General features: G+C 64.6%; 21 protein-coding genes. 13 read left to right on the forward strand and 8 right to left on the reverse strand.

Going from position 1 to position 25,583, the window contains the following annotated elements:
• Positions 1 to 18 precede the first annotated feature (18 nt).
• The 8 genes from N5C88_RS18275 to N5C88_RS18310 all read right to left on the reverse strand — a co-directional run bounded on the left by N5C88_RS18275 (position 19) and on the right by N5C88_RS18310 (position 14,628).
• Positions 19 to 1,782, reverse strand: a complete 1,764-nt coding sequence (locus tag N5C88_RS18275; protein ID WP_033959598.1) for an ATP-binding protein — start codon at positions 1,780 to 1,782, stop codon at positions 19 to 21.
• Between the two features lie 35 nt (positions 1,783 to 1,817).
• Positions 1,818 to 4,553, reverse strand: coding sequence for a DEAD/DEAH box helicase family protein (locus tag N5C88_RS18280; protein WP_088446843.1), 2,736 nt, complete (start codon positions 4,551 to 4,553; stop codon positions 1,818 to 1,820).
• The gene (locus N5C88_RS18285) at positions 4,553 to 6,259 is read right to left on the reverse strand and encodes a site-specific DNA-methyltransferase (RefSeq protein ID WP_088446842.1); all 1,707 of its coding nucleotides are present in this window, start codon (positions 6,257 to 6,259) and stop codon (positions 4,553 to 4,555) included. Before N5C88_RS18285 ends, N5C88_RS18280 begins: the two co-directional genes overlap by 1 nt.
• Positions 6,260 to 6,269: 10 nt before the next feature.
• On the reverse strand, positions 6,270 to 8,060 hold the full coding sequence (locus N5C88_RS18290) for an AIPR family protein (RefSeq protein WP_088446841.1): 1,791 nt from the start codon (positions 8,058 to 8,060) through the stop codon (positions 6,270 to 6,272).
• Positions 8,060 to 10,258, reverse strand: a complete 2,199-nt coding sequence (locus tag N5C88_RS18295) for a S8 family peptidase (RefSeq protein WP_088446840.1) — start codon at positions 10,256 to 10,258, stop codon at positions 8,060 to 8,062. Before N5C88_RS18295 ends, N5C88_RS18290 begins: the two co-directional genes overlap by 1 nt.
• A 164-nt stretch (positions 10,259 to 10,422) precedes the next feature.
• Complete coding sequence (locus N5C88_RS18300; RefSeq protein WP_003141003.1) at positions 10,423 to 11,409, reverse strand: ATP-binding protein; 987 nt, start codon at positions 11,407 to 11,409, stop codon at positions 10,423 to 10,425.
• An 80-nt stretch (positions 11,410 to 11,489) separates the two neighbouring features.
• The gene (locus N5C88_RS18305) at positions 11,490 to 14,369 is read right to left on the reverse strand and encodes an SNF2-related protein (protein ID WP_088446839.1); all 2,880 of its coding nucleotides are present in this window, start codon (positions 14,367 to 14,369) and stop codon (positions 11,490 to 11,492) included.
• Between the two features lie 58 nt (positions 14,370 to 14,427).
• Positions 14,428 to 14,628 carry a helix-turn-helix domain-containing protein gene (locus N5C88_RS18310; RefSeq protein ID WP_031754989.1) on the reverse strand — a complete coding sequence of 67 codons (201 nt, stop codon included), beginning with the start codon at positions 14,626 to 14,628 and terminating at the stop codon, positions 14,428 to 14,430.
• A 223-nt stretch (positions 14,629 to 14,851) separates the two neighbouring features.
• On the opposite strand from N5C88_RS18310, the gene N5C88_RS18315 reads away from it, so the two are divergent.
• From N5C88_RS18315 to N5C88_RS18375, 13 genes are all read left to right on the forward strand, one after another.
• Positions 14,852 to 15,217 (forward strand): RAQPRD family integrative conjugative element protein, encoded by a 366-nt coding sequence (locus N5C88_RS18315; protein ID WP_088446838.1) that lies wholly within the window; start codon positions 14,852 to 14,854, stop codon positions 15,215 to 15,217.
• On the forward strand, positions 15,214 to 15,453 hold the full coding sequence (locus N5C88_RS18320; protein ID WP_003294214.1) for a TIGR03758 family integrating conjugative element protein: 240 nt from the start codon (positions 15,214 to 15,216) through the stop codon (positions 15,451 to 15,453). The genes N5C88_RS18315 and N5C88_RS18320 overlap by 4 nt, the downstream gene beginning before the upstream one ends.
• Positions 15,454 to 15,475: 22 nt before the next feature.
• Positions 15,476 to 15,844, forward strand: a complete 369-nt coding sequence (locus N5C88_RS18325; protein WP_003294215.1) for a TIGR03745 family integrating conjugative element membrane protein — start codon at positions 15,476 to 15,478, stop codon at positions 15,842 to 15,844.
• A gap of 12 nt (positions 15,845 to 15,856) precedes the next feature.
• The gene (locus N5C88_RS18330; RefSeq protein WP_088446837.1) at positions 15,857 to 16,267 is read left to right on the forward strand and encodes a TIGR03750 family conjugal transfer protein; all 411 of its coding nucleotides are present in this window, start codon (positions 15,857 to 15,859) and stop codon (positions 16,265 to 16,267) included.
• The gene (locus N5C88_RS18335; protein ID WP_088446836.1) at positions 16,264 to 16,956 is read left to right on the forward strand and encodes a PFL_4703 family integrating conjugative element protein; all 693 of its coding nucleotides are present in this window, start codon (positions 16,264 to 16,266) and stop codon (positions 16,954 to 16,956) included. The genes N5C88_RS18330 and N5C88_RS18335 overlap by 4 nt, the downstream gene beginning before the upstream one ends.
• Complete coding sequence (locus N5C88_RS18340; RefSeq protein WP_088446835.1) at positions 16,953 to 17,867, forward strand: TIGR03749 family integrating conjugative element protein; 915 nt, start codon at positions 16,953 to 16,955, stop codon at positions 17,865 to 17,867. Before N5C88_RS18335 ends, N5C88_RS18340 begins: the two co-directional genes overlap by 4 nt.
• Entirely contained in the window at positions 17,857 to 19,290 is a 1,434-nt protein-coding gene (locus N5C88_RS18345; protein ID WP_077566018.1) for a TIGR03752 family integrating conjugative element protein, read from the forward strand. The genes N5C88_RS18340 and N5C88_RS18345 overlap by 11 nt, the downstream gene beginning before the upstream one ends.
• Positions 19,271 to 19,705 (forward strand): TIGR03751 family conjugal transfer lipoprotein, encoded by a 435-nt coding sequence (locus tag N5C88_RS18350; RefSeq protein ID WP_034005108.1) that lies wholly within the window; start codon positions 19,271 to 19,273, stop codon positions 19,703 to 19,705. Before N5C88_RS18345 ends, N5C88_RS18350 begins: the two co-directional genes overlap by 20 nt.
• Positions 19,705 to 22,593 (forward strand): conjugative transfer ATPase, encoded by a 2,889-nt coding sequence (locus N5C88_RS18355; RefSeq protein WP_088446833.1) that lies wholly within the window; start codon positions 19,705 to 19,707, stop codon positions 22,591 to 22,593. The genes N5C88_RS18350 and N5C88_RS18355 overlap by 1 nt, the downstream gene beginning before the upstream one ends.
• A gap of 13 nt (positions 22,594 to 22,606) precedes the next feature.
• Positions 22,607 to 23,350, forward strand: coding sequence for a DsbA family protein (locus N5C88_RS18360; RefSeq protein WP_088446832.1), 744 nt, complete (start codon positions 22,607 to 22,609; stop codon positions 23,348 to 23,350).
• A 195-nt stretch (positions 23,351 to 23,545) separates the two neighbouring features.
• Positions 23,546 to 24,040 (forward strand): DNA repair protein RadC, encoded by a 495-nt coding sequence (gene radC, locus N5C88_RS18365; RefSeq protein ID WP_088446831.1) that lies wholly within the window; start codon positions 23,546 to 23,548, stop codon positions 24,038 to 24,040.
• A gap of 152 nt (positions 24,041 to 24,192) precedes the next feature.
• Positions 24,193 to 24,642 (forward strand): TIGR03757 family integrating conjugative element protein, encoded by a 450-nt coding sequence (locus N5C88_RS18370; RefSeq protein ID WP_088446830.1) that lies wholly within the window; start codon positions 24,193 to 24,195, stop codon positions 24,640 to 24,642.
• The gene (locus tag N5C88_RS18375; RefSeq protein WP_088446829.1) at positions 24,639 to 25,583 is read left to right on the forward strand and encodes a TIGR03756 family integrating conjugative element protein; all 945 of its coding nucleotides are present in this window, start codon (positions 24,639 to 24,641) and stop codon (positions 25,581 to 25,583) included. Before N5C88_RS18370 ends, N5C88_RS18375 begins: the two co-directional genes overlap by 4 nt.

Consider the following 25,583-nt stretch of genomic DNA (forward strand, 5'->3'; position numbering starts at 1 on the left):
TTCGTAGCGACATGTGGATCAGTTTGAACATGTCTCCGCTGTACGTAGCAGCCACTCAATCTGCCGCCGCGCGGTGGAGATGACCTGACCAAAAATCCGAGCCTCGACATGCGGTTCACGATTGTCCGTAGGAAAGTCGGAAGACCGACTGCCGCCGACGAGCAGAACCTGAATCGGAGAACCGAGATACTTTGCCAGTTCGTGCCTGTAACCAATCGCTTGCACGTAATCATCGTGATTCAGCGCGTGGCTCGGCCGCTTGAACTCGATCAACAGGTACTGTCCGCCGAGGTTCTCGTTGAGGAGCAGGTCGGGGCGCCTGTTGGCCTTGTCACCTGTGTAGGTCTCTCCGAGGACATCTTCCACTTGCCGCCGCAATGTACTGTTCGAGCTGAATAGCGAGTATTCGGGACCGAATACCCACAGGTTTCGCTCCAGGGCTTTGTGCACGACGGCTTCCGTCGTAGCGGCGTCACGAGCGAGCGCGTCCAGTTGATCAAGGAAGACCTGGCGAGCCGTCGCTTGCTGTACAAGGAAGGCCATCTCTGCCAAGCCAAATTCATCAAGGCGCTCGGCTACCCCAGCGACATCGCCCGGTGTTGCTTCTGCGATGTGCTCCAGGAGGATGCGGTAGTCGGAACGCTCCATCGCTTCCAACAGCACATTTACCACCGGCTCGACTTTGCTCTCCGGCTCGCCGTAATACTTGTCGAGAATCTTCTTGATCGCGCGGTCGGCAAATACACGCTTGTGCTCTGGCAGAGCCGACAAGCGCGCGAGGATCGCTCTCTGCAAGCGGGCCTGCGCCAACTGAATTTCGCGCCGGTACTGCTGCTCATAGGCTTCTCGCAAGATGGGCTGGACGTAGCCCTCAACCTCTCTCAGAAGCTCGCTGTTCTCGACCGCCGCATCCCAGCCCGCCGTGATGTGGTCGCGCAGTCCATCTGCTTCGATCTCGCCGTAGAGCTTTCGCAGCAGCTTGGATGGAAAGTCATCTCGTTGATCAAGGCCGAAGAACCCAGGCCGCCCAACGGCCTTGCCGTCCACACGCAGAGTGATGCCTGGCTGACGCAACCCGGACTTGCCGTCGCTGATGGAGAAACGCAGCTTTACCTTACCGGCACTTGGAAGCTCCTCTTCCTGCTCCGAGTAGCTACCGGATACATCATCGACGTCGAGCCGCTTGCCGTCGATCGTGATTGCAAAGTCATCCTGTCGCCCGTAGTCCTGCAAAAGGATCTGGCGCAGCCGATTGGCATCCGGATAAGCCAGGCCCTGATGCAGATCGCTCAGCGTGATTGTCGTGCCATGCAGTTCCGGCCCACAAGGATCGCTTTGCAGGCCGATATTCAACTGTTCAATGTCTTCGACTTGGGACAGATCGTCCAGCCGCAAGGTGATACAGCACAATCGACCGCGCGCACGGGTTTCAAGCGTCATCACCGCTGCGGCCATGAGCCCGGCGAACTTGCCGATACCCTTGCGCCCCTTGACCAAGCGATTTTTCCCGGCCGTGCGCTCACCGCGCCGCGAACGCCGATCAGATGCGATCGACAAATAGTGCCGGCGCAGTTCTTCCTCGGTCATGCCAGTGCCGTCATCCTGGATGACGAGAGGGTCACCACTCAGAGGTTTCGGGAGGAGGATCGTTATCTGCTCCGCGTCGGCGTCCCATGCGTTGTCCACGAGTTCCTTCAGCGCTCGCTCGGACGAGGAGTATTCCTGACTCAACAATGTGGCGAGGCGGGAATCCACCTGGAAGCGCAGATGAGCACGGCTCATATCGGAATCTCCGTGGGCGAACAGCGGTAACTCAATTACGCCTTGACCTCAAAGCGCAGGTAATCCGCGAGCCGTTTCGACTCGCTGACTTCGTCATGGGGCACCAGCAGGTACTTCCAGGGCTTGGTGCCTACGTTCGCCGCATGATCGGAAGCGTGCTTGCACCAGCGCATGGCGGCAGCGGCCTTGGCCTGAACCTCCTGCGTGTTGATGTCGGCACGTGCCTTCGTCTCCACCATGAAGATGGTCGCGTCCGTCTCGGCCACGAAGTCGGGGATGTACTCCGGCTGCTCGGTGCCGAGCTTGTAGTAGATCTGGAACTGCCCCTTCGCGGGCTTGAGCCACTTCGTCGCGTCGCGCTCCAAGATGATGGCGAAGCGCCGCTCGGTATCCGAGTCGAACTTCTGCAGCGGGTACAGACAACGCGCGAAGCCACCGAAGAGCATCTGCTTGATGCGACTGGTCTCGGTCACGGTCTCCCGGAAGTGGTGGGCCGTCTGGCCTGCGGTGGCGGTGTAGTTGCACGGCTTGAGTTCGGTGAAGCCGCGACTGACCTGCACCTCGTACTCGGTCGCCTCCTCCCAGAAGTGGGCCATCATCTGCGCGTGGATTTCCCGTGCGATCAAGCGGCGGTCACGATCCAGCACGCTGATGGCCTCGTCCTCGGACAGATAGCCGCGCAGGTGCTGCACCATCTGGCCCGCGAGGTCGTAGAGCAGCTCGGCGTGGGTGAAGTAGTCGATGTCGTCGAAGTCCACCATGGCGTGGACGATGTAATCCTCCGGGCGCTGCTCCTTGAGCCCGACTTCGGCGGCCAGGGTGAACTGCTCGTTCGTGCGCAGCATCTGACCGACGATCTCGCGCTGGCCAGGCTGGAGATGGAGCTGGCTCACATCCAGCTTGAAGGCGTGGAAGCCCGTTGTGATCTCGCCAGTCGGCACCACCGCAATGCGTGGGATGTCGATGGTCTGCTGCACCACGATCTCGGTGGTCTTCGCCACCACGGCGGACAAGTCAAGTGCGGGGACTGATTCATCCACGTCCGCCAGCAATTCGCCTTGCAGCGGCTTCAGCCGCTCTGCCACTTCCGCGAGGATTTCCTTCTGCACTTCTGGTTTCAGCAGCGCGCTGCTGGTGGGCACCAGATCGCGCTTGACCTCGTACTTGCCGATGACGTCCATGACCACGCGCGCGGCCTGCTTCTCCGCCTCCGTGGTGAACACCGGTTTGGGCGCGGGGACTTCCGCTCCACTGTCAGTGGCTGAAACCCCTGTGATCACGACCGGTGCTTCCGTCAAACCGAGACGCGCCGCCGCCCCGGACTCGACCTGCACGCTGACCTTCTTATCGTCGGCGCTCGGCGCATCAAGGATGACCTGCTTCAGACGAATCGGCGAATCGCCGCGGTTGGCCTCGTCGATGATCTCCTGGAACTTGTCGTGCGCGACGATGTTCAAGCGATCCACCGACGCGACGCCCGTGCGCTTGCCGTAAGGCAGACGCAGGCCGCGCCCGATGGACTGCTCGATCAGCGTGCGGGCATTAGCCGCACGCAGCGGCACGATGGTATAGAGGTTGGTTACGTCCCAGCCCTCCTTGAGCATGTTGACGTGAATCACGATCTCGGTCGGCTCATCCACGCTCTCCACGGCCAGCAGGCGCGTGATCATCTCTTCTTCCTCCGCGCCGGTGCGGCTGGAATCGACCTGAATCACCTTGCCCTGGTAGCGCCCCTCGTAGAAGGCTCCCGACTCCAGAAGCGCCAAGAGTTGCGCCGCGTGCGTGGTATCGCGAGCGATGACGAGCATGAAGGGCTTGACCGGCTTGACGCCGTTCTCGCGGGCGTAGGTGAGCAGCTCGACCTTGGTCGTCTCATGCAAGCGCACGCCGTCTTCCAGTTTGGTCTTCTCGATCTCCTCGGGCGTGTGAGCCTTGGCGTCGAAGTTGCGCTGGGTGACCACGGCCGGCTCCTTGACGAAGCCATCCTCCATCGCCCGCGCCAGCGGGTAGTCGATCACCACGTTCTTGAACGGCACAGGCCCTCGGTTGGACTCGACGAAGGGCGTCGCTGTCACTTCCAGACCGAACAGCGGCTTGAGTTCGTTGATGGCGCGCACGCCGGCGCTGGCCCGGTAGCGGTGCGACTCGTCCATCAGCAGCACCAGGTCAGACAGGTTGGCCAGATGGTTGAAGTAGCTGTCGCCCAGCACTTCCTTCATCCGCTTGATGCGCGGCTCCTTGCCGCCGCGTACCTCGGAGTTGATCTTGGAAATGTTGAAGATGTTGATGCGCACGTCGTGGGCGAAGCCCATCGATTGATCGTCTACCGCTGCACCGGTCTGGTCGTAGTTGTCGCCGGTGATGATCAGCGGCGGTTGCTGCGCGAATTCGGCGATCCCCTTGAACACGTACTTCGGCGTGTTGCGCGTAAAGTCCGTGATGAGCTTGTTGTAGATCGTCAGGTTGGGTGCGAGCACGAAGAAGTTGTTGATGCCGTGCGCTAGATGCAAGTAGGCGATAAAGGCTCCCATTAGGCGCGTCTTGCCCACGCCCGTGGCCAGCGCGAAACACAGCGACGGGAACTCGCGCTCGAAGTCCTCCAGCGTGCTGAACTCGGCCTTCAACGTGGACAGAATGGCCGAGACATCACGCTCGTGACCCAATAGCTCGGGCGCAGCATCAAGCGCGCGAGCGAGCTTGATAAGGGACTCGGCTTGCGGCGGACGAAGAGACAGACGACCGGTAACGGCGTGCAGGACGCGGGTGCTCATTATTCGTTCCCCCCAAACAGGCCGCCCTGTCCCGCGTTGGCGAGGGCCGCATTCTTGTTCTTGATCTTCTTGCTGCTATCGACCGTGGCCGCAGGCTCGGCCTTCGCAAGCTGCGCCATCGGCAGATTGGCCACGTTCAGGCTGTAGTCGTCCTGGCCCCACTCACAGCGGGCCAGCACCATCCTGGGAATCTTCTTCAGTGTCAGGTTCGGCCAACGCTCGGATGCCCTGGCGGCCGTTACGCCGCGGAAGGCCGAACAGCACACCAGCAGGCTCTGCTCGGGGCCAACTTCATCGGACAAAGCCTGCAACTGCTCGGCGGACAGGTTTTGAGTGGTGACACAGATGAAATCGCGCTCGCTGGAGTGGCCGTGCTGCCACCAGCGCGTCTCCGAGGGTGCGTAGGTGAAGCCTTCCAGCTTCGCCAGGGCCTCGGCCAGCATCGCGGCGTTGTACTCCGGGTTAACAACAGGGTTGCCCCAGCGGTCGTTGACGATCAGGCTGGGGGCAAGGCGGTAATAGCGGAACCCGCCGCCACCCTGCCAACCAACGCTCTCGGTGACCCCTCCCTCATCTGTACCGTCAATCACCTTGCGGAGTCGCGGGATGACACATGTGTGGCAGTGCTCGCCTAGTTCGACCATGATCCAGCGGCGCCCCATTTTGTGCGCCACCGCTCCTGTGGTGCCGGAGCCGGCGAAGGAGTCCAATACGATGTCGCCGGGATTGGTGGCAATCGTTATCACCTGCCTGAGCAGACGTTCCGGCTTCGGTGTATCGAAAGGCACATCTTCTGGGAAGAGCGCCTGAATCTCTCGCTTCGCTTCCTGCGAGTGACCGACTTCTGAATGAGACCACCAAGTCCGAGGTACCAAGCCTTCCTGAACTTCACGCAAAAACAGTTTGACGGCTGGATTGTTGTCTCCCTTTTCACCAAACACGATCCTGCCTTCCTTGACCATCTTCCAGAAGTCATCTTCCAGCATGCGCCAGTGACTTCCCTTGGGGGGGCTTACCGACCGCCCAGAAGGCGTTGTTATCGTGTACATGAGCCCCTCGTGCCTCTCGCCGGCTGCAAAGATCGGACCCAGTCGCCACGCACCACGTGGGTCGTTGTCAGGGTTCTTGTACTTGCTCGCAGCTTCTTCGCCTCGCGGGAGGAGGTTTCGAACCTTCTTCCAGTCCTGCCCCATTGGCGAGTACAGCAGGACGTAGTTGTGTGCTGGCGAGACAGCCGCTGCATTGCTGCGCCCGTAAAAGTTCTCCCACACCATCGACGAGACAAACGCCTGACGCCCAAAAACCTCGTCGCAGAGCACCTTCAAGTAGTGCCCTTCATTGTCGTCAATTGCTATCCATAAGGAGCCATCAGCGGAAAGTAGGCGTTTGATGATCTCAAGACGGTCTCGCATCAATCCCAGCCAAATTGAGTGTTCAAGTCCATCGTCGTAGTGCTCAAACGCACTTCCAGTGTTGTACGGAGGATCAATGAACACGCACTTCACCTTGCCCGCAAACTCGGCCTCCAGCGCCTTGAGCGCTAATAGGTTGTCGCCAAAAATCAGCCGATTGTCGAAGATGTCGTTGTCCGTCACGCGATGCTTGGCGTGATAGGACTTCTCGGGGTCTTCGAGCAGGATGCGCGGCTCCAGCTTGGGCCGCTTCTCCTTCCCGATCCAGGTAAGTTCTAGTTTTTGTTTGCTCATGGCATCGCTCTCATAGTTGTGGCGCGCGGCTCGACAAGTAGTCGATCAGGCGCTTGCGCGGATACGCGTCCGCTGCATTCTGAATATTGCGTAGTGGCGCTATGGCCGGATCGGCACCCAGGGCGAAATGTGCTTCCATCAGGTCGGCCAGGAAGGCGGCGACGTTGCCCTGGTTGCGGAAGTAAGCCAGCGGCCCCTCAAGAACGAGTCGTTGCTGGCCGAGGTCGAAAGCCTGCTGCCGGAGCTGATCGAGCGGCTGGCTGATCAGCGCGGGAATCGCTGCCGGGTCGATGACGGCCGCCGTGCCAATGCGGCTGCGCAGGCGCTTCATCATGACGGCTGTGATGACGTGTACGCCGTGACGGTAGATCAGACGTTCCTGGCTGCGCGCTGGAGCCTTCTGCTCGTAATCCACCACCAGGGCGCGGATGGCGCGGTGGCACAGGACCGCATTGATCAGCGTCACGCCCGGTAGCGCGGCAGTGAACAGCGCCTGGTACTCGGTGGAGTCGGGGTTGGCGAGCCGCACCGGTTCGCTCTTGAGCCATACGGCGTAGCGTGGGTCGTTCTGTTGCGAGGCCATTGCCCGCAGAGCCTCATCGAGCGTGATGGCCTTGGGGCCGGTCGCGAGGGCCTCGGGGCGATAGTGGTAATCGAAGCTGAGGTGGGCGATCTCCTGCCGTAGCCGCTCCTGGTTCTCGTCCAGCGAGGCGAAGTTCGCGGTCTGCACCGGGTTCTGGTGGTTGCGAGCCTTGGTCACGCTCTTCCCAAACTGGCCGTCCGCCGATGCCTTAATCAAAGTGAGCATCACCTTGGCGTCATCGATGCTCTTGCCCGGATGCTGGCGCACGAACTCGGCAGCCGACGCCACCGTCTGCGCGCCGTTGATGATGGACAAGCCGCGCACCTTGAACTTCTTGACGCCATTCTTGTTAGCCTTCGGCTCGATCAGGTCGCAGACGGCCGTGACGCCATTGTTCAGGTAGAAGAAGTCCGCCGGGGCGTCATGCAAGGTCGTCTTGATGGCCTTGTTAACATCAGACTTGCTGCTGCCGAGGAAGTAGCGGATGTTGCGTTCGTACAGGGCCTTGCCGTGCGTCTGATGCAGGGCCACCAAGTCCGCCAGCCGCGCGACACCGTAGTACGTGGCTCGCGGGCTTTCGACTTTCGCGTGCTTCTGCAACGCGATATCCGTGTGCACGGGTTGGTAGGCCTGCTCCGCCAACAGATCGCGGGCGATCTCGGTTGCCGTGTAGTATTCCACCTGTTTGACCAGCCGCTCTTCGTCGAGGTCTTCGTCATCGAGCAGCGCCTGCAAGGCGTCGCGGGCCGTTTGCGATACACCATCGCCGGTGCAGGGCACGACCAGCTTGATGTGGCTGCACGCATCGAGTGCGCCCTCGATATCAGCCTTCCGATTTAGGACGTTCCCGTTGAACGCGGTGAAGTCCTGTTTGAGCAACAGGCGAATGCCCTCGCAGAACGGCAGCGCATCCTCCTGCTTGAACTGCTCGGACTCCTTCAACTTGGTTTGCAGCAGGTACAGCGTCTCCGACGGCGCGTGGTAGTGGATCGCGTCGATGCCCTTGTCGTTGAAATCATCCACGACCGAGGCGGCCGCCACCTGCGGCGTAATGTCGAGCAGTTTGTGGAGGACGAAGGCGCTGAAGGCCCGCGAAAGCTGTTTCGCCGCGTGATCGGCGGGATTGACGTTGCCGAGCAATGGCGGCAGGAACGGCACGAAGCGGGCGGCGAGCACCTGCTTCAAGATGGCCAAGTACTGAGGTTCGAGCGCCGGCATCAGGCCCTCCCGCCAATCCGAGCGCGCGCACGTGCCTGGGCACGCGCTTGCAGCGCTGCTTGCACCTGGGCGTAGAGCTGAGCGTTGGCCTGCTCCCGATCCGCCAGCACCACGGCGACGGCATAGGGCTCGTCCCCATCGCGCCCATCGGACCAAAGGCTGTCTTGCCGGGTCACCACGACGAACACCTTGTGACCGTTGGCCAGCGCCTGTTTGAAGCGCCATCGAGAGACCTGCAACGTGCCGTTCTTGCGGGTGTCGTTGGGTAGCCAGCGGCCGTTGGCGCGTTCGCCCATGCCTTCTTCCCGATTGCGCCGGTAGGCTTGGGTGACCTCATCCAGGCTGCCAGCCGTCACCAGGTGGAACCACAGTTTGGCTCTTCGGTAGTCCAGCCGCGTGGTGCGCACGGCAGGGCTGTAGGCGAGCGCGACGGTCACCTCACGCGTGCGGCGGCCACCGTCCCAGAAGCTGTCTGGTAGAGGTAATTCGAAGAAGTGGTGCTGGTCGTTTCCGACGCGCTCTTCGGCCAGCAGGGTGACGGTGTGATCAAGCGAGCGGAACAGCGCCGCATCGTCCACGCGCCCATACCCGACGAGGCGCAGGAGTTTGTCGCGGCCTTCAGCATTGTTGCCGGGGTTCAACAGCGCTTCGCAGGCTTGCGGCCAGCGGGCATGGGCGCCGATCAGTGCGCGCAGCAGGCTGGGCGAAGCGTCGGGCACTTCGGCCAGTAGCCGCGCGGCTTGGTGGGCGACTTGGGGGGCGGCGTAGCTAGTGCCGATGTCTTCCTTGAACGCCGGCCCCAAGGCAAAGCCGCCGTTGAGCGACACCACTCCCAGACCGGCATGGTCTGTGCCACCTCCAGTGCGCCGCAAGGCGATGTTGCCGGCATGCGCGACCACGTCGGGCTTGATGGCGCCGCTGGCAGAAGGGCCGCTGCGAGTCAATGGAAACGGCTGCTCCGCCCGTGCCAACACGTGGTCTTCAATCGTGTTGGGATGGCGCTGTGCATTGCGTGTGGCCTCGTTCAGGCTCAAGCCGCCAACGGTCAGCGCGTTGAGCGATGTGGCGGGGTCCAGCAGGCGGGCGTGGCCTTCGAACAGGTAGTCCGGGTAACTCGCGCGTGTATCGGCTGGCAACTGGGATGACAACAAATTGCCCGCTGGTACTACGAACAGGACCCCCAGCTCACGCGTCAGCCGATCCAGCGTGTAGGCGAGCCCGCGCACATGACGGCCATCGTAGACCTTGTTCAGGTCGCCATAGCTTAGGTTGAAGACCCGGCAGCCGTATTGCGCATGCAGTGCGCGCACGGCTTCCTCGACCGCCTTTTCGACGAACGCAGTTTGGTCTTGTCCGTCGTCTTCGAACACTTTGCCGGAGAACAGGCGAAGCTGCGGGACGAACTGCCCTTGCTGAATAGCGCTATGGACATCGCCGTACAACGCAAGCCCGCCGACGAAGGTGCCGTGCCAGTGGGGATCGGTGTCATCCGCACTGCGATGCGGTGCGAGGTAGCCCTGCGCGTCGCCGACCGCTGCGCCGAGCAACGAATGTCCGCGCGTCAAGCCTGAATCCAGCACGGCAATGGACGGAGCATCGTCAGAAGGGGGATCGATCGGAGGAAATTGGTTGATGTCGGTATGAAGCAGTTGTACGGCCACACCCAAGCGGGGCGGCAGGTCGGCAGTGCGCACATCGCGATGGTGCAAGATCTGCTCGGCCTGCGCACCGTTGCAGCGCACACGGACCATGACGAGCGAGGGTTGCTGGATGTCGTCCAGCCGCTCAATGCCTTGTGCATGCAACCAGTCGAGAAAGGCACGCACCATTTGCTGGCGCTTGTCCTGTCGCTCCTGGGGCCATAGTTCGACATCGAGCATGAAGGTTGGCGCGGCTGGAAATCCTTGCTCAAGCAAGGCCGCGCCGGTACGGTCCTGGGGTGTCCAGTGGTCGAAGTCTTCGATGACGTAGAACAGTTCCTTGCGTGTAACAACGCCATCACGTGCAAGGGTGGCCAGGCGGCTCTCGAACTCGCTCAAGCCGTCATCAGTGGCGAATGCCAGCACGATGGATTCATCTTCCTGGCTGACAATCTCCACGCCAGGAATGGCATCGAAGGCGGGCACGCTCTTGTCGCCCGCGCGCAGCCGAATCTTGAGCAGCTTACGGTCGTCGAACCCGCCGACGTCCTCTGCCATCGCACGTTGCCGCGCTTGGTCGAGCCGCCCGGCTAACGCGGCACCATGCGCTCTCGGATCGGCAGGAGGGCGAATTCCCGGATGACGCCTCGGATGGCGCTCCGTTGAGGGCGCTTCTCGCTCCAAGCGCAAGTGTTCATAGGCCATGCCTCCCCCTCCATCCCTTAACTCTTATGACGATACTCACGGGCAAGCGCGGTATCGAGGTGGCTTTTCTCCAGGAACTCCCGGCCGGACAGGATCATTTCCTTGACGGAGCGCCGAAGAACCCGCTCGATGTCGGCGTGCGACATGCCCTTGAACACGGATGCCACCTGGCCATCGTCGGGCTCGAAATTGCGGCGGACACCGGAGAGTTTCAGAGCTAACAAGCGTTTGATCTGCTCCAGATTCGGCATCTCGAAGCGCACAACCTCATCGAAGCGTCGCCAAACCGCCTTGTCCAATAAGGTTTCGTAGTTGGTGGTGGCGATCAGGATGCTCTCGCCTCGATAACCGTCCATCATCTGCAAGACGGCATTTACGGAGCGTTTGAGCTCACCATGATCGGCGCTGTCGCCACGATCCTTGGTCAGGGCGTCGAATTCATCGAACAATGCGACCACGGGATGCGTTGCGACGTAATCGAACACTTTGCGCAAATTGGCGGCCGTCTCTCCCAGAAACGACGAGATGACCGAGTCCAGCCGAACGAGGATGAGCGGCATGGACAGGGAATGCGCGATGACTTCGGCGGCCAGCGTCTTGCCGCAGCCGGGAGGCCCGCAAAACAACAGCTTCTGCGCGGGTTGCAGGCCATAGGATCGAAGCACGTCCGTCCGGTTGTGCTCCATCAGGATTTCATCGAGTGCCGACTGCGAAGCATCCGAGAGAATGATGTCTTTCTCCTCTCGAATCACGGCACGCTCTTCTAGTAGCGCAAGGCCGTTGTCTTTATTTGTCGGCACGCTGGGCAAACTTTGCAGCTTCCGCGCACTCTTCCCGACCGTTGCCTGATCGCCGTAAAGTAAACGCTCAAGGTCATTTGCGAGCAGATGATGGTTCTTCTCGCGCTCCTCTTTGATCACTGCCTCGGACGCCGCGCGAAAGCCCGAAGCATCGCCTTGCGTTCCCGATTTGATGAGTTGCCGCAGTAATTTTCCGCTAGCCATATCTCGCTCTCCTCAATTCTTGGCACGCTTCAACCGCGGCCTGGTCATGCGCAGGTCTAACGGTGCTACTTGATTAGTCATTACACCAGCTCCCACTCGACAGTGAACAGCGTGCGCTCCTCGACCTGCTGTTGGAGTTGCACTTCAAGCTGGCTGATCAAGTCATTGCGCTGCGCTTCGACTTCGTCCTGCCGGGCAAACAACTCGCGGCGCAGCTTGCTGCGCTTACTCTCCAGTTCGCGCTGCTTCTTCTGCCATGACAACTTTTCTTCCAGCGTCGGCGAGGTCGCGGCGGTTCGGCGCACCTCCTTGATCTCGCGGTCGATCTCCTTGATCTCCTGCTCCAGACCGAGCTTCAGGTCGTCCGCCCAGGCATCCAGCTTCTGGACTTCCTGCTCGAAGTAGCCGAGGTTGCGCTCGTTGACGTCGCGCAGGAGTGCGGTCTTGCGGGCTTCCACGTCGGCCAGCAGGGTGGCATCAGGGGCGTTGAACAGACTGGCCGCCTGCGTGGTCGCGGGCAGGCGCAGCAGTTTTTCCGGGTCTTCTTCCGCGAGCACGACGCCGTCGGTCGTGCCCGCCGCAACCAGCAGATGTTGCTCCTGGTTGCCGAGTGTCTCGACCGAGATTAGCTTCACGGTGAGCCATCCGGCCTTGCCGCGCCAGGCTTCAAGCGTGCTGATCTTTGCACCGTGGGCGTTGTAGTCGAACACAAGACGAGCCCCGTTGAGTGCGCGAGCCTTGGCCTGCTCGATGCCCCATCGCGCCAGCGGATGATTGATGCGGTATAGATGCGCGTCGCCGGAGCGGCGGGGCAATTCGTAGCGCCCCAGCTCGATGCCCGCGAGGCCGCCGTGCTCGACTCCAGTCGGTATGTGGCGGAGATCGAAGCCGTCGTCATCGAACGCGGCGCAATGGACCAGTTCGGCGCGGGTCAAGTCCATCAGCATGCGCTCGAAGCGGTTGCGCGCGTTGCGGCTGTCGTCGGCCCGCATGCGCAGCTTCTCCTGCACCTCCTCATCAAAGTTCTCAAGCAAGACCTGGCGCGTCTTGACCATCGCCTCGTTGATTTCGCCGGAGAGGTCGAGCTGGAGTTGCTCGAAGCTGGACTTGATTTCCTCGGGCTCTCGGCAGTTCTGGTAGATCTCGGCGATACGCCGCTCGAAATCGACACCGGAGCCGATGGCACCCAGCACTTCGTCGCTAGCCCCAAACACGCCCTCGAAGAGCTGGAACTTCTGCGACAGCAGCTCGTACACCCGTGCATCGGCCTCATTGCTGCGGTCGACGAAGTTGACCACCACCACGTCGTGCTTCTGACCGTAGCGGTGGCAGCGCCCGATGCGCTGCTCGATGCGCTGCGGGTTCCACGGCAGGTCGTAGTTGATGACGAGCGAGCAGAACTGGAGGTTGATGCCTTCGGCTCCGGCCTCGGTGGCAATCATGACCTTGCCACGCTCCTTGAAGTGCTCGACCAGTGCCGCACGGGTGTCGGCAGTCTTGGAGCCGGTGATGCGGTCGGTGCCTTCGTGGCGCTTCAGCCAGTCCTTGTAAATCGCCTGCGCACGCTGGTCGCTATTGGTGCCGTTGAAGAGCACGATGCCGTCGCCGTATGGCGTGTCGGCCAGCAAGTTGAGGAGGTATTCCTGCGTGCGCTTGGACTCGGTGAAGATGATGGCCTTCCGGGCCGCGCCCAACCGATCCAGTTCGGCGAAGGCGCGATCCAGCGCGGTGAGTAGCGCCTTGCCCTTGGCGTTGTCCCGGATGTTGGTTGCCAGCGCTTTGAAGTGGCGCAGCTCGTCGATCTCCTGCGCGATGGCCTCGCGTTCCGTTCGGCTCGATGCTTCGACATCTGAGTCTTGGTCGCTCCACTCATCGGCGGTTTCGTCGAGCGACTCGTAATCCTCGTCGAGTTCATCGACCAGATCGGGAGCCTCGGTGACTTCGTCGAGCACACCCTGGAGACGCTTGGCCATCGTCTCCAACGCACCCGCAATCGCGTGCGTGCTGGAGGCGAGCAGCTTCCATAGTACGAGCGAAATCAGTTGGCGCTGCCCCTCGGGCAGGGCCTTGAGGTTGGGGCGGCGCAGGTAATCGGCGACGAGCCTGGAAAGTTCCTGCTCTTCGCTCGACGGCGTGAACTCCTCGACGATGGCCTTGCGCGCTGTGTACGACACGTAGGGCTGAACCTGTTTGCGCAGGGTGCGCTTGCAGATGGGGGCCAGCCGGTCACGCAGGCTGCTGAAGGATTGCTCTCTGCCAGTGAATTGCGAGCGGAAGCTATCAAGGTCTCCGAACACGCGGTCATCGATGAAGCTGACCAGTCCATAGAGTTCGAGCAATGAGTTCTGCAACGGCGTCGCGGTCAGGAGCACCTTGGAGTGAACGCGCGACAGCGCCTCCTTGAGGGTCTTGGCGATGACGTTGCTGGTCTTGTAGACGTTGCGCAGGCGATGCGCTTCGTCGAGGACGACCAAGTCCCAGTCGATGCCCTTGACATCGTCAGCCTTGGCCTTCGCGAACTGATAGGAACAGATGATCGGACCGGACGCGAACAGGAACGGGTTCTGCCGCTCCTGTTTTCGGATTGCGTTGTAGCTTTTGGCTTCGAGGATCAGCCCTTGCAGGCCGAACTTGTCCTGCAACTCCTGATGCCATTGCTTGCGCAGGTTCGCCGGAACGATGATGAGGACCTTCCGCCGCCGTTCGGCCCAGCGTTGGGAAAGGACCAAGCCGGCTTCGATGGTCTTGCCCAGACCAACCTCGTCGGCGAGGATCACGCCGCGTGAGAGGGGGTTGCGGCAAGCGAAGAGTGCGGCCTCGACTTGATGAGGATTCAGATCGACTTGCGAATCGACCAAAGTCGAAGCCAGCGACTCCACGGAGTCGCCTGCTGCACGCCTGGTCAGCAGCCAAGCAAAGTACTGGCTCTGGTGCGGCGTCAGAAGCTGCTGTGTCGTCAACGGCGATCCTCCCCTTGTTCTTCCTCGAGCGTGATTCGGCGGCTGGCATGGTCCGCGCTCACTCGGCCTCCGGCTTCGTCTTGTTGATGCTTTCGGCGATCCACCGATCCAGCTCCGAGCGGCGAAAGCGCCAGGTTCCCCCAAGCTTGAACGCCGGAATCTCTCCTTTCTGGGCAAGGCGATAGACCGTCCGTTTGCCGGCTTTGAGGTAGGCCGCGACTTCCTCCAGCGTGAGGATCTCGCTTTCGACTTCACTCATCTGAAAACCATCTGGTTTGGTCTTTCGTGACTTTGGATTGCCAAGTTTGCCCAATTCTACCAAAGGGTGGTAGGCGCTAGCCAACAAGAAATCCACCAGGCATTGCGCGAATGTCGGCCAGCGCGACCAACAAATCCGGTCATGCCGTAGTTCCCATTCCCTGCGGCGCAAAGCGAGAGCGCGCCACAGCATCTGGCCATCCGCTTCAACAGGGAATGGCACGATGGGACAGACCAACCGCCGCACATCCGCATGGCCTGCGCTTGCCGTGGTGTTGGCTGTGTCGTTCTCGGCGCTTCAGCCTGCCGCCGCTGCCGACAGCCTCGCCTCGGAGCGTGAGCAGCTCGCCGCGCTCACCCGCCAACTCGACCTGCTCGACCGCCTCGCCGAGCACGCCGCCCATACCGCTCCGCAGGAACGCGCCCGCTACCACTTCGACTACGCCCGACTGCGTGCCGACCTGAACCGCGTTCGCGCCGGCCTGCAGGACTACCTCGTGCCCCAGCGCGCCCAGCCGCGCGATCCCGTCCCGCTGGCCGGCGACTACGTCCGCCGCGACCGCGCCGACGACGAGGAGCCGTCGCCATGACGCCCTCTGCCGATCAGGTCGCCGCCTTCCAGGCCAACGGCGGCTTTGCGCCTTCGGCCGTCGCTGCCGTGGTGCTGGGCTTCGTGTTCGCCGTGTTGCTGCTGTGGGGCGTGTGGGCCATGCGCACCGCCTACGTCGGCTGGGCCGAGCACCGCATCACTGAACGTCAGTTCCTCGCCGTCGTCGTGCGCTTCGTGGCGATGTACCTGGTGCTGACCTTCTTCCTCCTCTCCTGACCGTCACGAAGGGCCATACGCCATGAACACTCCAACGACATCCCATCGCATTCCGTCCCGCATCGCCGCTCCGCTGCTGCCGCTGGCGCTCGCGGGCCTGCCGCTGTCGGCCTTCGCGCAGGGCCTGCCGACCATGGAGGACCCTTCGCGCGGCCAAGGCAGCGGCATCCTGCAGACCTTGCAGAACTACGGCTACGACATCGTGCTGCTGATCGCGCTGCTCGTGGTCGCCTCGATGTTCGTCGGTGTCTGCTATCACGCCTACACACGCTACTCGGAGATCCACACCGGCCGCGCCACCTGGGGCCAGTTCGGCCTGACGGTCGCCGTGGGCGCAATCCTGCTGGTGGTCGGCATCTGGCTGCTCACCAAAGCCACCGGCGTGCTGTAAGGGCGGCAAGCGATGGCCGTCCCTTCGGAGACCCCGCGCGACACGCTGGTGACCTTCCTGCCGCACCGGCTGAACCGCCAGCCGGTGGTCGTGCGCGGGCTGACCGCCGACGAGTTGTGGATCTGCGCCGGCCTGTCGGCCGCCGCCGGGTTCGCGCTCGGCCTGCCGCTGGCCTGGCTCACGCACAGCATCGCCATGGTGCCCACGCTGATCGTCGCCGGCATCGCGCTGGGCGTCTTCGTCGGCGGTGGCTTCCTGCGCGCACAGAAGCGTGGCCGGCCCGACACCTGGCTGTACCGGCAGCTCCAGTGGCGGCTGGCCCTGCGGCACCCGGCGCTGGCAGCGCTCCTGGGCGGGCAGCGCCTCATCACCCGCGCGGGCTACTGGGCGACCCGGCGCAACGCCGATCGAGGTGCGCCATGAGCCGCTTCAAGAACGAGGTTGCGCACCTGCAGGCGCACGTGAAGACGCTGCGTCTGGGGGCCGGCGCGTTGTTCGTGGTGGCGCTGCTGCTCGGCTTCGGTTGGTGGAGTGCGCCGAAGAGTCTGACCATCCATGTGCCGCCGGACCTGCGCTCGGGCAGCACGCGCAAGTGGTGGGACGTGCCGCCCGAGAGCGTGTATGCCTTCTCGTTCTACATCTGGCAGCAGATGCAGCGCTGGCCCACGAACGGCGAAGAAGACTATCCGCGCAACCTGCGCGCGCTGTCGGCCTACCTGACACCGAGCTGCCGGGCCTTTCTGCAACAGGACTACGAGTACCGGCGCGCCAGTGGCGAGCTGCGTCAGCGCGTGCGCGGCATCTACGAGATTCCCGGCCGCGGCTACGGCGATGATCCGGCCACGCGCGTCAAGGTGGTCTCCGACCGCGATTGGATCGTCACGCTCGACGTGAGCGCGGACGAATACTACGGCTCCGAGCAGGTCAAGCGCGCCCTGGTGCGCTACCCCATCAAAGTCGTCCGGCTGGACATCGACCCCGAGCACAACCCCTTTGGTCTGGCGCTGGACTGCTACGCCAGTGCACCCCAGCGCATCGAAACGCCGCCGACGCCGACCCAGGCCGGCGCGCCCGCCAACGCCTCCGGCCACCTGCAGGGAGACTCTCCATGAAGCCCGTTGCCTTGTCGGCCCTGGCCGGCGTCCTGCTGACCCTCGGTTTCGTGCCGGCCAGCCAGGCCGTGGAAATCCTGCGCTGGGAGCGCCTGCCCCTGCCGGTGCCGCTGGTGGTCGGCCAGGAGCGCGTGGTCTTCATCGACCGCAATGTGCGCGTCGGCGTGCCGGCCAGCGTCGGCGACCATCTGCGCGTGCAGAGTGCGGGCGGCGCGATCTACCTGCGGGCGAGCGAGCCGATTCCGCCCACGCGGCTGCAACTGCAGGACGTGGAATCCGGCGCGCTGATCCTGCTCGACATCGCCGCCGAGCCGGCGAAGGACGGCCAGGCGCCGCTGGAACCGGTGCGCATCGTGGAAGCGGAAGCCCCGGCGAAGCGCTACGGAGGCGGTGCAGCAAGCGGCGCGGACGAGCAGGCCGATGCGCCCGTAGACAAATCCGTTCCCCGGCGCGAAACGCCGGTACCGGTCGTGCTGACGCGCCATGCCGCACAGAACCTGTACGCGCCGCTGCGCACCGTCGAGCCGGTCGCCGGCATCGGGCGCGTGAACCTGCGCCGCGGCCTCGCGCTGGACACCTTGCTGCCGACGCTGCCGGTGCACGCGCGGGCACTGGCCGCGTGGCGCCTGGAAGACCAGTGGGTAACGGCCGTGCGACTCACCAACACCGCCGCGCGCTGGCTCGACCTCGACCCGCGCGCCCTGCAGGGGAACTTCGTGGCGGCGACCTTCCAGCATCCGAACCTGGGGCCGGCCGGCACCCCGTCCGACACCACGGTGCTTTACCTGGTCACGCGCGGCCACGGCCTGGCCGAGTCGCTGCTGCCGGCGCTGAGCCCGATCGACGCCGCCGTGAACCTGCCGCCGGCCGCCGCGGCCGGCTCGACCGGAGGAGCGCGCGATGAAGAGTAATCCGCTGCTCAAGTGGCTGCTGATTCCGATGGCGCTGCTGCTGGTGTTCGTCGGCATCAAACTGTTCTCCGGCGCCCCCGGCGGCCAACCCGCCCCCAAGGGCGCGGCCAGTACGCTCACGCCCGAGGAGATGAAAGCCCTGGGCATCGCAGGCGACACGCCGCGCGATACCGTTGCCACGCTGGTGGCCCAGGTGAAGCAGTTGCGCACGGAGCTGCAGAGCGCGCTCGGCGACAACAAGCAGCACAAGGCCGAGAACGAGCGCCTGCGTGCGCGGGAAAGCGCGATCGACCAGCGCATCCAGAGCGCGCTGGAAGGCGAACGCAACCGCCTGGAGCAGGAACGCAACCAGGTGGCCAGCGACAGGCAGCAGACCCAGGGGCTGCTGCAGGATCTGCAGCGGCAACTGGACGGCCTTGCCGGCAAGGGTGGCCCGTCCGACCTGCCCGTCGGACTGGGGCTCGAAGAGGGTGACGGCCAGCGCTTCGACCGCGGCGCCGGTGGCACGCAGTGGGTCGAGCCCGACGATGCCAAGGTCGACGCCAAGAACGGCAGCAAGGAGCCGAGCTTTCCCCTGAGCTTCGGGTCGGCCCAGAAAAGCCTGTCGGCCGCAGTGGAATCCGTCGCCGACGTCGGCAGCCGCGCGGTGGGCGCATCCACGAAGGCTGTCTACACCGTGCCATCGAACTCGACGCTCATGGGGTCGGTTGCCATGACGGCGCTGATCGGGCGCGTGCCGATCGATGGAACCGTCAACGATCCCTATCCGTTCAAGGTGCTGATCGGCCCGGACAACCTCACGGCCAACGGCATCGACATCCCCGACGTGGCCGGCGCCGTGGTCAGCGGCACGGCCTCGGGCGACTGGACGCTCTCGTGCGTGCGCGGGCAAATCCGCTCGGTCACGTTCGTATTCCAGGACGGCACCATCCGCACGGTGCCGGAGGACAGTAGCAAGGGCGGTAGCAGCGGCGGCAACGCGGGTCACAACGGCGCCAGCATCCAAGGCGGCCTGGGCTGGATCAGCGACCCCTACGGCATTCCCTGCGTCAGCGGCGAGCGGCGCAGCAACGCCCAGCAGTACCTGGGCAGCCAGGCGCTCATCACCGCGGCCGGCGCGGGCGCCGCTTCGCTCATCAAGTCCGACAACGGCAGCGTGGCCGTGGTCGCCAACAGCAACGGCTCGCTGGGCACCGTCGGCATCAGCGGCAACGAAGCGATGGGCCGCATCCTCGCGGGCGGCGTGCGCGACATGGCCGATTGGGTCAACAAGCTCTACGGCCAGGCCTTCGCGGCGGTCTACGTGCAGCCGGGCGCCAGGGTGGCCGTGCATCTGGAGCAGCCGCTCGACATCGACTACGACGCCAAGGGGCGTCGGGTCCACCACCGCACCGGAGAAGCCCATGCCTCGGATCTGGATTGACGCGGCCGCCGTGCTGCTGGCGGCCACTCTGCTCGGCGGCTGCGCCACCAGCAAGGAGAAGCTGCTGCCGCACGGCGACAGCACCATGCTCGACATCTGGCATCAGGAGACCGGCGGCAGCGCGGGCGGCGGCCAGGCCGCGCGGCAACTGCTCGACGCGCGCCAGGGCCTGCGCCGGCCGCTGACCGAGGCCGATGTGCAGGCGGCGCCCGGCGTGCAGGCGCGCTACACCCGTACCGCGCAGAACGAGATTTACCGCAAGTTCCACCGCCTGCCGAACCCCGACCTGGTGATGTACGTATTCCCGCACCTGGCGGGCACCGACCCGGTGCCGGTGCCCGGCTACAGCACGGTGTTCCCGCTCTACCAGCGCGTGCAGTACGCGATGCCGGGCGAGCGCGTGGAGGACTACTGATGGCCTGGTCGCTGCCGTGGTCACGCAAGTCCGACGCATCGCCTGTTGACGCCGCGGATGCGACCGATGATGCCTGGGCGCGGCACGTGACGGCGCTGGCGGCACAGGGTGTCGCCGAGCCGGGCAGCGCGCTCGTCCGGGGCCGGCGCAGGCCGGCCACCCAGGACGACCACGATGCGCTCTATGGCGTCGCGCCGTCGTTCGCGGACTTGCTGCCCTGGGTTGAGTACCTGCCCGGCAGCAAGTGCATGTTGCTGGAAGACGGCCAGTCGGTGGCGGCCTTCTTCGAACTGGCGCCGGTCGGCACCGAGGGCCGCGAGATGGCCTGGCTGTGGCAGGCGCGCGATGCGCTGGAGAACGCCCTGCAGGACTCCTTTGACGAGTTGGACGACAACCCCTGGGTGGTGCAGCTCTACGCCCAGGACGAGGCCGACTGGGACAACTATCTGCGCTCCCTGGCGAACTATCTGCAGCCGCGTGCGCAGGGCAGCGCGTTCAGCGACTTCTACCTGCGCTTCTTCGCCCATCACCTGCGGGCCATCGCCAAGCCGGGCGGCCTGTTCGAGGACACCACGGTGACGCGCCTGCCGTGGCGCGGCCAGGTGCGGCGCGTGCGCATGGTGGTCTACCGCCGCACGTCCGCGGCCCCGGCCCCGCGGCGCGGCCAGTCGCCCGAGCAGGCGCTGACCACGATCTGCGACCGCCTCGCCGGCGGGCTGGCGAATGCCGGCGTGAAGGCTCGGCGTCTCGGCGCGGCGGACATCCACGCCTGGCTGCTGCGCTGGTTCAACCCGAATCCGACCCTGCTCGGCGCCACTGCCGAAGACCGGGAACGCTTCTACGCGCTGACCCGCTACCCGGAAGAGCGGGAGGAGGGCGAGATCGAACTCGCCAGCGGCACCGACTTCGCGCAGCGCCTGTTCTTCGGCGAGCCCCGTTCGGACGTGCCCAACGGCCTGTGGTTCTTCGACGGCATGCCGCATCGGGTGATCGTGATGGATCGCCTGCGCACGCCACCCGTGACGGGCCATCTGACGGGCGAGACGCGCAAAGGCGGCGATGCCATGAACGCGCTGTTCGACCAGATGCCCGAGGACACGGTGATGTGCCTGACGCTGGTCGCCACGCCCCAGGACGTGCTGGAGGCGCACCTCAACCACCTCGCCAGGAAGGCCGTCGGTGAGACCCTGGCCTCGGAGCAGGCCCGCCAGGACGTGCAGCAGGCGCGCGGCCTGATCGGCAGCGCGCACAAGCTCTACCGCGGCGCGCTGGCGTTCTACCTGCGCGGCCGCGACTTGGCCCAGCTCGATGCGCGCGGCCTGCAGCTCGTCAACGTGATGCTCAACGCCGGCCTGCAACCGGTACGCGAAGAGGACGAGGTGGCGCCGCTGAACAGCTATCTGCGCTGGCTGCCGTGCGTGTTCGATCCGGCTGCCGACAAGCGCCAGTGGTACACCCAGCTCATGTTCGCGCAACATGCGGCGAACCTAGCGCCGGTCTGGGGCCGCAGCCAGGGAACGGGGCATCCGGGCATCACGTTCTTCAACCGCGGCGGCGGCCCGATCACCTTCGATCCGTTGAACCGCCTCGACCGGCAGATGAACGCGCACCTGTTCCTGTTCGGCCCCACGGGTTCGGGCAAGAGCGCGACGCTCAACAACATCCTGAACCAAGTCACGGCGATCTATCGGCCGCGTCTGTTCATCGTCGAGGCTGGCAACAGCTTCGGCCTGTTCGGCGACTTCGCGGCACGATTGGGCCTCACCGTGCATCGCGTGAAGCTCGCGCCCGGCGCGGGCGTCAGTCTGGCTCCGTTCGCCGACGCCTGGCGTCTGGTCGATACGCCGAGCCAGGTACAGACGCTGGACGCCGATGCGCTCGACGAAGACCAGTCCGATGCCGGCATGGCCGTGGAAGGCGACGAGCAGCGCGACGTGCTCGGCGAGCTGGAAATCACTGCGCGGCTGATGATCACCGGCGGCGAGGACAAGGAAGAAGCGCGCATGACGCGCGCCGATCGCAGCCTGATCCGCCAGTGCATTCTCGATGCGGCCCAGCATTGCGTGGCGGACAAACGCACGGTGCTCACGCGCGATGTGCGCGACGCGCTGCGCGAGCGCGCCCGCGACGCCACGCTGCCGGAGATGCGGCGCGCACGGCTGCTGGAGATGGCCGACGCCATGGATATGTTCTGCCAGGGCGTGGACGGCGAGATGTTCGACCGGTCCGGCACGCCGTGGCCCGAGGCGGACATCACCATCGTGGATCTCGCCACCTTCGCGCGCGAGGGCTACAACGCCCAGCTCTCGATTGCCTACATCTCGCTCATCAACACCGTCAACAACATCGCCGAGCGCGACCAGTTCCTGGGCCGCCCGATCATCAACGTGACGGACGAAGGCCACATCATCACGAAGAACCCGCTGCTCGCGCCCTACGTGGTCAAGATCACCAAGATGTGGCGCAAGCTCGGCGCTTGGTTCTGGCTCGCCACGCAGAATCTGGACGACCTGCCGAAAGCGGCCGAGCCCATGCTCAACATGATCGAGTGGTGGGTCTGCCTGTCGATGCCGCCCGATGAAGTCGAGAAGATCGCGCGCTTCCGCGAACTCAACGCTTCGCAGAAGGCGCTGATGCTTTCGGCCCGCAAGGAGGCCGGCAAGTTCAGCGAGGGCGTGATCCTGTCCAAGTCGATGGAGGTGCTGTTCCGCGCCGTGCCGCCCAGCCTCTACCTGGCGATGGCGATGACCGAGCCCGAGGAGAAGGCCGAACGCTTCCAGTTGATGCAGCAGCACGGCATCAGCGAGCTGGATGCCGCCTTCCGCGTGGCCGAGAAGATCGACCGTGCGAGGGGCATCGAACCCCTGGCGCTGGACACGCTGGCCTGACGGGAGCGACACGATGCGCCTGCCTTCCTTCGCCCGCCGTCATCCCTGGATCGGTCTGCTGATCGTGGCGACGATTGCGGTTGCCTCGTGGATGCTGCTGCGCGTGCCGCATCCGGCAACCGAGTCGATGCCCCTGGCCGCCGCCGGGGCCGAAGCGTCGAAACCGGCCGGCCCGCCCTGGCTGTATGGCCGTGCCGATGCGCGCTTCACGGTGGTCGGGTACGCCGACCTGGAGTGTCCGTACTGCCGGGCCTACTTCCCCGCGCTCAAGCGCTGGATCGACGCCCACCCCGAGGTGAACTGGCAGTGGCACCACCTGCCGCTGTCCATGCACGAGCCGGCCGCGACTGCCGGGGCGCGCCTGGCCGAGTGCGCGGGCGAGACCGGCGGACATGCCACGTTCTGGCAAGCCGTGGCGTGGCTCTACGCGCACACCCGTGGCGACGGCCAGGGCCTGCCGGAGGGCCTGCGCTATCCCGACCTCACGCCAGCCATGCAGGGTTGTCTCGACAGCGATCGCCCCGATGCGGTCATCCGTGCCCAGGCGGCGGAAGCAGCACAGCAGGGCATCGCGGCCACGCCGGCCCTGCAACTGCGCGACCGCGAGTCCGGCAAGACCCTCCTGCTGCACGGCCCCGTCGAAGGCGATGCCTTGCTGTCGGCCATCGACCTGCTCGCCGCCGGCAGCACGACCGCAGCCGAACCCGCCCATTCCCCAGACATGCCCGCCGGCGTCGCCGGTGACATGCCCAGGTAGCCATCGATCTTCAAGGCTGCGGCGCGGCTCGTCCGCGTTGATCGAAACCCGTTCGCATCGCATCCCTTGACGCGAACAGCCACTGCATCCGCGGTGGCGGATGCCCGCTCATCACCTGTTCCATCCCCATCGTCCCCAGGAGGGTTTGCCCTCCAGGGGCAGGCGCCCTCCGATCTCATCCATTGGAGGTTCGCCATGTCTCTCGTCATCGCCGACTCCTGCCCGGAGTCGCTCACCCTGATCGCCGCCCAGCACGAAGACTGGATCATCCGGCAGGCCATCACCCTGCTGGAGAACCGCGTGTTCAAGGCCGGTCCAGCGCTGGGCAGTCCCGCCGCCGTGCGCGACTACCTGCGCCTGAAACTGGTCGCGGAGCCGAACGAAATCTTCGCCGTCGTGTTTCTCGACAACCAGCACCAGGTGCTCGCCTACGAGCCGCTGTTCAAGGGCACGGTCGACCAGACTTCGGTGTATCCGAGGGTGGTGGTCCAGCGTGCGCTGGCGCTCAACGCTTCGGCGCTGATCCTGGCGCATCAGCACCCCTCGGGGACCACCGAGCCATCGGCCGCCGATCGTGCGATCACCGAGCGGCTGAAGAGCGCTCTGGCCACCGTCGATGTCCGGGTGCTGGACCACTTCATCGTCGGCAAGGGCAGTCCGTACTCGTTCGCAGAAGCCGGCATGTTGTAGCGCACTCGTTTCATCACCACGGGAGCCCTTGGCTCCCGTTTCCTTTCGCCGGTCCGCAGGGAATCGGGGCTGACCGGTTTCGGTTTCTTTGTCGTTCCCTCATCTGCATTGCGCTCGACTACGAGCCTGCATCGACTCCTCGGAGACGCGCCATGCCGGCTCATTCCCTCAACCTTCCTGCCGCCTCGCGGCGCCCCCTGGCCGCCAGGCTGGCCGCTGGACTGTGCGCCGCGCTGCTCGGTCCCGTCGCGGCGGCCGCCGATGTGCTCGTCGTCACCGACAGCCGTCATCCGGTGGAGGCCCCGGCAGGCGTGCGGGTCATCGAGCTGGACCACGCCACGCGCATCGAGGTCGAACTCGCCGCGCACCTGCCGGCCGACCCGCTACAGGCCGCGGACCTGGTGCGGCAGCGATTGCATGACGGCGGCGAGGCCCTGCAGCGCCGCATCGGCCATGCCTATCAGGGTGTCGCAGATGCCTGGGGGCTGGGCATCGCCAAGATTCCCGCCGTGGTGGTCGATCGACGCTACGTGGTCTACGGCGAGCCCGACGTGCCCCGCGCCGTCGCGCGCATCAACGCCTACCGGAGCACGCAGCCATGAGCCTCCTGCTGGCATCCCGGCGCCTGCGCGCCACCGTCGCCTCGCTGCTGCTGAGCGCGGCCACGCCAACGTTCGCCCTGGACACCGCCACCATCGTCTCGTCGGCGCTGTCCCCCGACTGCCTGGAGTACCGCATCGCGGGTATTTGCTACTGGCTGTACTGCACGCCATTCGGCTGCTCGGTTCGCACCTCCGTCAAGGTGCGCCACTACGTCCCCGATGCGGTGGTGTCGAGCTACTCGAACACTGGCGAAAACCCGTGGCTGGAAGTCAGGGCGATGAGCATGCCCAACCCGACCGCCAAGGCTGGCGGTGACGGCACGACCAACCACGACAACGAGAACAACCTCGCCAAGTTCAAGAACGCCGATGTCATCGGCCATCCGGCCGGGATGGTGTTCAGCCAGTTCGCCAGCGCCTCCGGCTACACCTGCGAAGGCGCGGGCACGGCCTTCATGCCGTATCTGCTGAGCACGCTCGACACGATCGCCTGGCGCTACAACATCCCGGAAGCGTTCTACCCCGAAGCGCTCATCCCCGGCCGGCGCGAAATCGGTACGCGCACCGGCCTGAACCTCTGGGGCAACGTGTATCCCCGCGGTGGCTTCCTACACCAGACCGACGACCACAAGAGCGGCGCCGTGGTCGCGCAGCGCGCGGGCGACATCGTGACGCGCCGCAACCAGATTCACGTGTACCAGCCACTGCTGGCCAACGCCCGCGACGGCTACTGGCCGGCCGGCGCGTTGATGGAGACCGACGCCTCGACGGGCAAGTGGCAGGAGCTGACGCCCACGCTCTCGAACAGTTGCGTGGTTTTCCCGCACAGCCGCACCCGCGTGCAGGCCCAGCAAGGCGACTACGCCTGGGCCCTGTGGCGGCCGTACTCCTGCTGCCGGCGCCGTGGCCAGGTCTTCCTCGGCAGCGTCGATTTCATGTGA

The organism is Achromobacter sp. GD03932 (genome assembly GCF_029839485.1).
In the GTDB taxonomy this organism is placed as follows: domain Bacteria; phylum Pseudomonadota; class Gammaproteobacteria; order Burkholderiales; family Burkholderiaceae_B; genus Achromobacter; species Achromobacter bronchisepticus_A.